6 protein-coding genes are annotated in these 10,681 nt (G+C 35.3%); 1 reads left to right on the forward strand and 5 read right to left on the reverse strand.

The annotated features are described in order from the left end of the window. The 5 genes from sprA to ruvB all read right to left on the reverse strand — a co-directional run. The coding region (gene sprA, locus RMN92_RS09875; RefSeq protein WP_409024858.1) for a cell surface protein SprA at window positions 1–4,805 on the reverse strand (4,805 nt) is incomplete at its 3' end. A gap of 12 nt (window positions 4,806–4,817) precedes the next feature. Continuing rightward, window positions 4,818–5,399 carry a Holliday junction branch migration protein RuvA gene (ruvA, locus tag RMN92_RS09880; protein WP_309609284.1) on the reverse strand — a complete coding sequence of 194 codons (582 nt, stop codon included), beginning with the start codon at window positions 5,397–5,399 and terminating at the stop codon, window positions 4,818–4,820. A gap of 79 nt (window positions 5,400–5,478) precedes the next feature. Further along, window positions 5,479–7,779 carry an NADP-dependent malic enzyme gene (locus RMN92_RS09885; RefSeq protein WP_309609285.1) on the reverse strand — a complete coding sequence of 767 codons (2,301 nt, stop codon included), beginning with the start codon at window positions 7,777–7,779 and terminating at the stop codon, window positions 5,479–5,481. A 57-nt stretch (window positions 7,780–7,836) separates the two neighbouring features. Beyond that, window positions 7,837–8,769, reverse strand: coding sequence for a tRNA epoxyqueuosine(34) reductase QueG (gene queG, locus RMN92_RS09890; RefSeq protein ID WP_309609286.1), 933 nt, complete (start codon window positions 8,767–8,769; stop codon window positions 7,837–7,839). Between the two features lie 50 nt (window positions 8,770–8,819). Next, window positions 8,820–9,842, reverse strand: coding sequence for a Holliday junction branch migration DNA helicase RuvB (gene ruvB, locus RMN92_RS09895; RefSeq protein WP_309609287.1), 1,023 nt, complete (start codon window positions 9,840–9,842; stop codon window positions 8,820–8,822). Window positions 9,843–9,941: 99 nt separating this feature from the next. Between ruvB and RMN92_RS09900 the strand changes: the two genes are divergently transcribed. Then, window positions 9,942–10,681 (forward strand): amino acid permease (locus RMN92_RS09900; RefSeq protein ID WP_309609288.1); only part of this gene is annotated, 740 nt, incomplete at its 3' end.

The raw sequence follows: 10,681 nt of genomic DNA on the forward strand, positions 1-10,681 counted from the left end.
TCATACTCTGGCGTAATAATTTGTTCCCCAACAGCATAATTAAATGGCAAGTTAATGCCCCATTTTTTTGGCAATAATTTCCCAGCACTCACATTGGTTACAATGTCGTATTGTTTGGCATTTTCTCTGCTTCTTTCGTTCGGACTTTGTTCCAATGATCCAAAACCTATGGTATTCATTCTTCCTGTTGCAGAAAGTGTCATCAAATCAGCTAAATTTGTATCGAGACTTGCAATGGCAGCTACTCCGCCTTCATTATCCACATCGGAAAGCCGCAATTCATTAAACCAAACTTCTCCACGAATGTCACCTGTGCTTTTATTTTTTACACCTACCATCAAAGTTCTTATAAAACCGAAATTTGGATTTCCTTTAATTCCGATTCTTAATTTATTTGGTGTGGCAGTTTCATCTAGTTCATTTTCGTTTTTAAAGAAAATTCCATTTTCATCAGGAGTTTCTGTGCTGTTTGAGTTTAAAATTTTTATTTTTAACTTTGTTAACAAAGCCGTTTTTAAATCGATTTCATTTTCAGCAGGCCAAACATCTGTAGGCGATGATGCTCCATGAGGTGTAACCTTTAACGGAATTTCTACTTGATAAAAATTGTTCGTAAAATCGTTTCCAAAACGTATAAATCCAACCATTTGATCGTTTGATAAATCTGCAGAAGAATAACTTCCTAATGATTCAGCATGCAAAAACATTTTTAGTTTATTGTACTGACGCATGTCTACATCTACATTCTTGAAAACAGCTCTTGAATCTTTTGGTTGTAAACCTTGTGATCCAGCTTGTGGGTTCCCTTTATCATAAACTCTTAAAGACAATGACTGTTCATTTTGATTGATTACAGAATTATTATTGTACAATTGTTCACGATTTACGCCAGGAGGTGGAACATATTTTACAGGAACTCTTTGTCCATTTTCTTCCACATTTACTGCTAAAACATCAAAACCAGTTGGATCATCAGCCGGATCATCTGTTGCTTGCAAAGTATTATTGTATCTTCTCCATTCACCACGAACTAAATCCAGCGCTCCCAAACGCACGGTTACTTGATCTGTAAAACCCGTCATAAACATTCGCATGAAGCGGATAGATCTAAAATCTGAAATTCCACCTACAATGTTGGTAGCAGTAGCTTCTAAAATAGGAATTTTGTATTGTATCCATCTTGCTTGTGATGTGTTTCCGTTGGCCAATGTCACTTGAGTTTCTCTAACATCTGAAACATACAAATCTCCAATTATGGTATTTGGTTTTATATCTACGGTAAATTTGTAATAGGCGTCAATAGTGTTCATGGTATTGTCTCTATTGATGTCTTCCACATCTGGAGTTGTACTTGAACCTCTATTAGTATCTGTTACAGTTACTGGCGAATTTCCTTCGTTACCATTGTACTTTTTATATCTTTCTGTAATAGATCCAATAGTGTTCAAAAAGTATTGAAAATTATCTTGTGCTGGATCTTGTCCTGCAAAAGTTGGATACTTTGAATTCTCTTCCGCATCTGACAATCCATTTAAACCAACATCTTGTTGTAATCTGTTGGCTTCATCAGTATCAAAAGCATAAATAAGCGATTGCGATGCGGGCACTTTCCCCCAATTTGTAGTCACTACATTTGGGTTAGATGCTCCAGCTGGCAATCCATTTTCATATAATTTTCGACCATCTTTTAAAACATCCTCAGAAATTTCTCCAAGGTTAAAAGTTAGTTTTCCTGTATTAGAAACATTAGTTTCAGCAGCAGTTCCAAAATAAGGATCAAGCATCCAAAACTGAATATATTCAACATTTGCTTGTTCAAAATTGGTAGAGGAAATAGAACGCATAATTCCACCAAAATTATCCTGTGGATTTGGCAAAATATTATTTGTAGCGGCTGGATTAAAATTATAAGGACCACGCTCGGTTGGGTAATAGGTCATGTCCAAAGTAGGCACAACGGTAGTTTCTCCAACCGCAATATCGGTAACAGGATACAACTCTTCGCTAAAAATTCTTCTGGTGTTGTGTTTAGAAACATCATTATCGCTTAATCCTGTTGGACGTTGCCCTGTGTAAAATACTGGATCAATAGAATACCAAGACAATTTTGCTCTTTTGTCGCCATAAGTCAAATTGTTTTCGGCAACTTCGCCACCATAATCTTTTGGCACACTCGACAAACTCCATGCAAAAGGTGATTTCATATCGATTGTAGTTTGAGATCCTTCAAAATCATCTACATAAACCGTTGCTTCGCCTTGAAATTGATCTGCTTTTGGGGTTCCTGGTTTTAAATAGGCAATTTCACCTCTTATGGATAAATTGGAAGGAACATCGGTGTCAATATTTGGTAATTTATTCACCATTCTAGTAAAAAATGGTACTTCTGTTGAAAAATTTACATTAGTACCAAAAATAGTATTGTTTATAGATTCTTGACCGTAATTTGATTTTTGAGTTAATGGTCTTTCAGACAATCTTAATATAGTAGCACCCAATTGAAATTTATCTGAAAATTTATGTTCCACATTTACACCCATAAATCTTCTAGTTTGCTGTCCAAAAACGGCATTGTTTTCTACCGAAACAGAAATTGGAATTCCAGAAGCTTGCAAAGATGGATCTAAAATTTGAACTCTTCCTGCCTGATAATTTACACTATAATCTACTCCTTCTTGCAAAACTCTTCCGCCAGCGGTTACTACAACAGAACCACGTGGCACATTGGCAGCGCCTAAAGAAATACCTTGACCGCTTGTGGATTTGAATTTCCCTTTTAATTGGAATTTATTTTTTTCACTTTCTTGCAATGCAACCGCTTGTGTTTTTTCGTACATAGTTCTAAACACATACTTTTTCTGATTGGCATTGAAAGAAGCTGTTCCATTGTTTGGTTCAAAATAATCCTCAAATGGACTTGTTCTCAATTTTTCGAACAAAAGTTTTCCAAAAGGTTCCACTGTTGTGAAAATGATTCGCCCGTTTTGTGGATCAACCGTTAGACCTGGAATGTAATCAAAAAAACCGTCTCCGTTATTTTGTGGGTCATTATTAAAGTCTAATTTATCCACATTAAATACTTTTAATAGTGGTTTTTGCGATACCAAATCTGGTGATGGAAATGGTGATACAATATCAATATAATTTAAGGGTGCAGGATCTGTGTATAAAATATTAAATTTAAAATCTTGTTTTTCCAACTGATACGCCCCTGGAATTTGATAAATGTTTTTCATCATTATATTCCAAACAGGTTCGTTTACATTTGTTAAATTGCCTTTCAACATTTTAAGAATTAAACTTTGAGTAATTGGAACGCTCCCAGGCACAACTTGCGTTGACGCTACGCCATCGGTTCCAAACTCACCCACTTGATAAACATTAGGACCATCAGTATACTGATAAGCCACGGCCAAAACCTCATCGTTTGTTAATCTTTGGTTTAAAGACAAATATCCCAATTGTGGATGAAATGTATACTCGTTTGAATTTAATTTTCTAGCATTTTCAAGTTTAGAATAATCTGTACCTTCACTTACAGGAATATTAAATCCTGCACCAGCAGTAGCAATTTCTCTAATTCCTGGATTTAATAAATTGGAACCAATTTGTTTTGGGTCAAACTTATTATTTCCATTGTCTGATGGTTTGTCTGGTGCTACATTAAAAAATCCTGCCGAAGGAACGCCTACAATTTCTGTATCAGGAATTCCAGTAATTTGCGCTTCACCTAAATCTTGAAGTGCGACAATATTTCTTAAATTATTACCTTCAGGTGTTGTGTTTATTCTGTTCTGCCTATTGGTTACCCAAACTTCTACACGTGTAATTTGTATTCTGGATTTTATAAGTGGATAATCTACCAAAGAGGCATCATATTTATTTCTAAAGTATTGCGAAAAGAAAAAATGACGATCTGCATCGTAATCCAATCCAAAAAGATCAAATTCTTGAATAGTTCCACCTCCTTGAGAAGTAACAGTTTTGGTTTGCGATTTTTGTTCTGAAAAAACACCCGTTACCGTAGTTTTACCAAACTGAAATTGTGCCTTGACACCAAACAAACTTTGCGAACCTCTAATTAATGTGCTGTTCAAAGGCATGCTAACATTTCCAACATCAATTTTTTGAAGGATATCATCTTCTGTTGGTTCGTATTCCAATTTAATTAAATTTTGAAATGCAAAGGTAGATTCTGTATCATAATTGGCATTTACTTTTAGCTTTGTTCCCACTTTTCCAAGTAAACTTAAACTGATTCGTTGGTCGAAATCGAAAGTGGTTGTTCTTCTGTTTTCTGGAGAAAATGATGGATTGTCTTGTTTGGAATATCGAACTCCTAAATCGACCTCAACAGTTCCAGTAGGTTTTACATCGATGGTATTGCTACCAAAAATAGATTCAAAAAATCCAGAGTTAATGTAATATCTTGGCAATAAATCTTTTTTTGCATCTTTACTATCCGCTTTTTTACCATCGATAGCATCAGATTTTTTTTGAAAATATTCTCTTATGGTTTCTCTAGAAATTAATTCTTGGTATTGTTTTGGTGTTAAAACTATAGGATAATTGATGTTAAACCCTTCAAAAGTTTTGGTGTAAATGTATCGATCTGTAACTGGATCATAAGTGTATGCTTCCAAAATACTATTTGGATCGGAGATTTTTATGCTTCCTGTATTAAACCCTTTAATTGTATCTTGAGGCTCTTCTGGAATAACTTGTGATTGCGCTTTTGTAAAAATAAAGAAAATCAGTAAAAAAATACTGGATTTTACAAATGTAAACGAATAATATAAACCTATTTTCTTCAACGATTATAAATTTTTTAAGGCTTGTTTGATAATAGTTTCTACAGTAGCGTCTGGCATTTCTCTTACAATTTTTTCTACAATTTTTTCAGATGATTTTCTTATAAACCCAAGTACTTCTAATGCAGATAACGCTTCATCCTTATTTGTATTGTTTTGCGAAACCGAAACTTCGTCCAAATCATAAAGTTTTAACACTTTCTCTTTCAAATCTATAATGGTTCTTTGGGCAGTTTTTACACCAATTCCTTTTATAGATTGAATAGTTCCGACGTCTCCCGAGCCAATGGCATTGATAATTTGTTTTGGTTCTATTGAAGAAAGCATGGTTCTAGCAATATTGGCGCCAATACCTGAGACAGAAATTAATAATTTAAATATTTCTCTTTCAGATTTTTCTACGAATCCGAACAAGCTATGACTATCTTCTTTAATTAATAGGTGTGTGAAAAGTTTTAAATTATCTTGATTTGGAATTAAACTATAGGTATGCAATGAAATATTTATTGTATAACCCACACCATTGCAATCTATTACGACTTCTGTAGGTGTTTTTTCAACTAATTTCCCGTGAATGTGTGTTATCATAAATATTTCCGTTGACGGCCAAATATACTAATTTTCTTCAATTAGGAGTATTTTTTCGGTCGAATCACTTAATTTTCCGTTAAATGTTTTGATTTATTCTAGATTTTTGCTTTTTTTCTTTTTCTTGCGCATCAACAACAGCTACGGCTGCCATATTTACCATTTCTTCGACACTCGCGCCCAATTGAAAAATGTGCACAGGTTTGTCCATTCCCAACATTATTGGGCCAATAGATTCAATTTTATTTAATTCTTTGAGCATTTTATATGTAATATTTGCCGATTCAAGATTCGGAAATATAAGTGTATTTACTTTTTGACCGGCCAATTTAGAAAATGGGAATTTACTTTTTAGCATCTCTGCGTTCAAAGCAAAATCTGTTTGAATTTCACCATCCACAATTAAATCTGGATAATAATTATGCAAATAAGCAACAGCTTCTCTAACTTTTTCGGCACTTTCATTTTTTGAAGATCCAAAATTAGAGAACGAAACCATAGCAATGATAGGCTCCATACCAAACATTCTAACGGTTTTAGCGGTCATTAATGCAATTTTTGCCAGATCATCCGAAGATGGATTTGGATTGATAGCAGTATCCGATAAAAACATAGGACCACGTTCGGTCATCATCATGTTGGTTGTTGCAATTCTTGTAACTCCTGGTGCTTTTCCAACCAGTTCCATCATAGGTTTTACTACAGATGGATAACTACGGGAATATCCAGTTACCAAAGCATCTGCTTCACCTTCATTCACCATCATGGCAGCAAAATAGTTTCTTTCGCGCATCCATTTTTGAGCGTCTAATAAAGAAATTCCTCTACGGCGGCGCGATTGCCAATATATTTCGGCATAACGGAGTCTGCGAACATCTTCAGCTTTTGTTTTGGGATCTAAAATTTCAACTTCGGCATCAAACCCAATTTCTTCTTTGAGTTCCAAAATAATTTCTTTATTTCCTAACAAAATTGGAATTCCAATACCTTCTTCCCAAACTATTTGTGCTGCTTTAAGCACGTCAAGATGATCTGCTTCGGCAAAAATAATTCGTTTAGGATCGGTTTTTGCTCGGTTGGCTAATAATCGAACCATTTTATTGTCAGATCCCAATCGTTCTTGCAATTCTTCAATGTAATTTTCCCAATCTGTTATAGGGTTTAAAGCCACACCAGATTCCATAGCAGCTCTGGCAACAGCTGGAGCGACAGTAGAAATTAATCTTGGATCGAATGGTTTTGGAATTATATAATCGCGTCCAAAAACCAATTTAGTTTCGCCATAAGCGATATTCACTTGTTCTGGAACCGACTGCTTGGCAAGGCAAGCCAAAGCTTTTACGGCAGCCATTTTCATAGCTTCATTAATTTTGGTTGCTCTCACATCGAGTGCGCCTCTAAAAATATAAGGAAAACCCAAAACGTTGTTCACTTGATTTGGAAAATCTGAACGACCCGTTGCCATAATGATGTCTTTTCGAGTAGAAACCGCAACACTATAATCTATTTCCGGAATTGGATTTGCCATAGCAAAAACTATAGGATCGTTTGCCATTCCCAATAACATTTCGGGCGTAAGAATATTTCCTGCGGAAAGTCCTAAAAAAACATCTGCATCAATTAATGATTGATGTAGTGTTGTATTTGGTTTTGCTTTTGAATATATTTTTTGTAAATCTGATAAATCTGTTCTTTCAGAAGAAAGTACACCATCTTTATCAAACATGATAATATTTTCAGGATTTATACCTAATAATACATATAAATTAGCGCAAGCCAAAGCGGCCGAGCCCGCTCCAGAGACTACTAATTTTACATTTTCAATTTTTTTATTGGCCAGCTCCAATGCATTTAACAAAGCTGCCGATGATATAATAGCTGTGCCATGTTGGTCATCGTGCATGACTGGAATATTCAATTCTTCTACCAGTCGTCTTTCAATTTCGAACGATTCGGGTGCTTTGATATCTTCTAGATTGATTCCTCCAAAAGTTGGTGCAATGGCTTTTACAGTTTCTACAAATTTATCAATATCGGTTGCATCTACTTCAATATCAAAAACATCAATATCTGAGAAAATTTTGAATAACAATGCTTTCCCTTCCATAACTGGTTTTGAAGCTTCAGGACCAATATTTCCTAGACCTAGAACTGCGGTTCCGTTGGTAATTACGGCTACCAAATTTCCTTTGGCAGTATATTTGTAAACATTATTGACATCTTTTGCAATTTCCAAACAAGGTTCTGCTACGCCAGGTGAATACGCCAATGACAAATCTCGTTGGGTTGCATATTTTTTGGTAGGAACTACTTTTATTTTCCCAGGAGTTGGTTTTGCGTGGTATAATAATGCTTCTCTTCTTTTGTTATCTTTTTGCATGTTTTCAAAATACTATATATCTGCAAAGTTATGATATGCTTTGGAAGTAAGAAATTTTTAAGGAGATTCTTTTATAAAGTTTATATTCCGTTTCAAACCTTCCAACTTCGTCCTTTTTATAGCAGAATTTTTAAAAACTTTATTAAAAACATCTTCTGAGATTTCTTCCCAATCTTTTTTTGTGAATGATAAAATTTCTGGATTTGGATTAAAGAGTGGTTCGCTGTGTGATTTCGAAAACTTATTCCAGGGGCAAACGTCTTGACAAACATCGCATCCAAAAGCCCAATCATCAAATTTTCCTTTCATTTCAGTTGGAATATTTTCTTTGAGTTCAATGGTAAAATAGGAAATGCATTTGCTTCCGTCTACAACATAGGGCGAAACAATCGCTTCAGTTGGGCAAGCATCAATACATGCAGTACAACTACCACAATGATCTGTTGTGGCGTAATCATATTCCAATTCTAAATCGACTATAAGTTCTGCAATAAAGTAAAAAGAACCGATTTGTTTGGTTATTAAATTTCCGTTTTTTCCCAACCAACCTAATCCTGATTTTGCTGCCCAAGCTTTATCCAAAACTGGTGCCGAATCTACAAATGCAAGACCTGAAACTTCGCCAATCTCAGTTTGAATAAAATGTAATAGCGCTTTTAATTTTTCTTTAATGACAAAATGGTAATCTTGCCCGTAAGCATATTTTGATATTTTATAAGAATCTGGATTTTGAACTTCTGATGGATAATAATTGAGTAAAAGTGAAATCACACTTTTGGCTCCATCAACCAATAATGTTGGGTTTAGTCGTTTGTCAAAATGATTTTGCATGTAAGACATTTCCCCATTCATGTTCTTATTTAGCCAATTTTCCAATCGTGGCGCTTCTTCTTCTAAAAAAGCTGCTTTGGAAATTCCACAAGATAAAAATCCGAGGCGTTTGGCTTCTTGTTTGATGATGGATGTATATTTTGTATTATTATTAATCACAGAAAAATGAATTATGAGATTCCTCCTTCGTCGGAATGACAAAACTGCAATTAAAAAAGTCCACCTTGAACATTGCTTTTCACTCGACCCAAATGTTTATAAGCTTTCTCTGTCACTTCTCTTCCACGTGGTGTTCTCATGATGAAACCTTCTTGAATCAAGAATGGCTCATATACTTCTTCGATGGTTTCGCCACTTTCTGAAACGGCTGTTGCCAAAGTGGATAATCCAACTGGACCACCTTTGAATTTATCTATAATTGTGGTTAGAATTTTATTGTCCATTTCATCCAATCCGTGGGCGTCAACATTTAGAGCTTGGAGTGAATATTTTGCAATTTCTATATCGATACTTCCGTTGCCTTTTATTTGCGCGAAATCGCGAACTCGACGCAACATAGCATTGGCAATACGTGGCGTTCCCCGACTTCTTCCTGCAATTTCGATAGCCGCTTCCATGGTGATTGGCATTTTTAAAATGGCAGAACTTCGTTGTACTATAGTGGTTAAAAGTTCTGTATTGTAATATTGCAATCTGCTTTGTATTCCGAAACGTGCGCGCATTGGAGCTGTCAATAATCCAGAGCGAGTGGTGGCTCCTACTAATGTAAAAGGTGATAAATTAATTTGAACCGATCTGGCGTTGGGTCCAGATTCAATCATGATATCAATTTTGAAATCTTCCATGGCGGAATATAAATATTCTTCGACTATAGGACTCAAACGATGGATTTCATCAATAAACAATACATCTCGTTCGTCCAGATTGGTTAACAATCCCGCTAAATCACCCGGCTTGTCTAAAACTGGCCCAGAGGTTATTTTGATTCCAACGCCCAACTCATTAGCCAAAATATTGGCCAAAGTAGTTTTTCCTAATCCTGGTGGTCCATGAAAAAGTGTATGGTCTAATGCTTCACCTCGCTGATTGGCTGCTTGCACAAATATTTTTAAATTCTCTAAAACCTGCTCTTGCCCTGTAAAATCATCAAAAGAAAGTGGTCTCAATTTTTTTTCTAAATCAAGTTCTTCACTATTGTAGTTTTGATTCGTTGGATCTAAATTTTCATTCATTGTACAAATATAAAAAGTTTATTCGTGGATTCGGTTATTTGTTTATTCGACAGTAGTACTATTTAATAAAAAAGCTATATTCGCTTCAAATTTATTTTTATGCAAGACGAAAAACAAACTTTTAAACGCGAATTAGGACTACTTAATGCCACAAGTTTAGTCGCTGGATCAATGATTGGATCTGGAATATTTATAGTAACAGCTGCAATGGCAAGAGACGTAGGTTCTGCAGCATGGCTTTTGGTGATTTGGTTGGTTACTGGATTGTTAACCATGTCGGCAGCTTTGAGTTATGGCGAACTCGCAGGAATGATGCCAAATGCTGGTGGACAATTTGTTTACATTCAGCGTGCTTACGGCAAATTAATGTCGTTTTTATATGGCTGGACGGTTTTTACAGTAATTCAAACAGGTGTTATTGCAGCAGTTGCGGTGGCTTTTGCTAATTATTCTGCAGTGTTTTTTCCTGTTTTAGAGAACAAATTATTTACCATTGGCGATAGTTATGCTTTTTCAAATAAGCAAATTCTTGCCATGGCGAGTATTGTTTTGCTTACTTACATTAATACTAAAGGGGTTCAAAGCGGAAAAACAATTCAGTTGATTTTTACAATTGCCAAACTTTTTGCCCTTTTTGCCTTAATTGTTTTAGGATTGTATGTTGGATTGCAAACCGATGTGTTGTCGAATAATTTCAGCAATATGTGGGAAGCATCCAAAACTGTTTTGAACCAAGACGGAACAGTTACGGTAACCAAATTGGCAGGAATTGCATTGCTTGGTGCGATGGGCGCAACAATAATTAACTCCTTATTCTCTAGCGATGCTTGGAACAATGT

Source organism: Flavobacterium sp., assembly GCF_031363805.1.
In the GTDB taxonomy this organism is placed as follows: domain Bacteria; phylum Bacteroidota; class Bacteroidia; order Flavobacteriales; family Flavobacteriaceae; genus Flavobacterium.

Bases quoted from the DNA above. Each gene is read 5' to 3' on its own strand.
- RMN92_RS09885 (WP_309609285.1), bottom strand. From the start codon at position 7,779: ATGCAAAAAGATAACAAAAGAAGAGAAGCATTATTATACCACGCAAAA.
- ruvB (WP_309609287.1), bottom strand. From the start codon at position 9,842: ATGAATGAAAATTTAGATCCAACGAATCAAAACTACAATAGTGAAGAA.
- ruvA (WP_309609284.1), bottom strand. From the start codon at position 5,399: ATGATAACACACATTCACGGGAAATTAGTTGAAAAAACACCTACAGAA.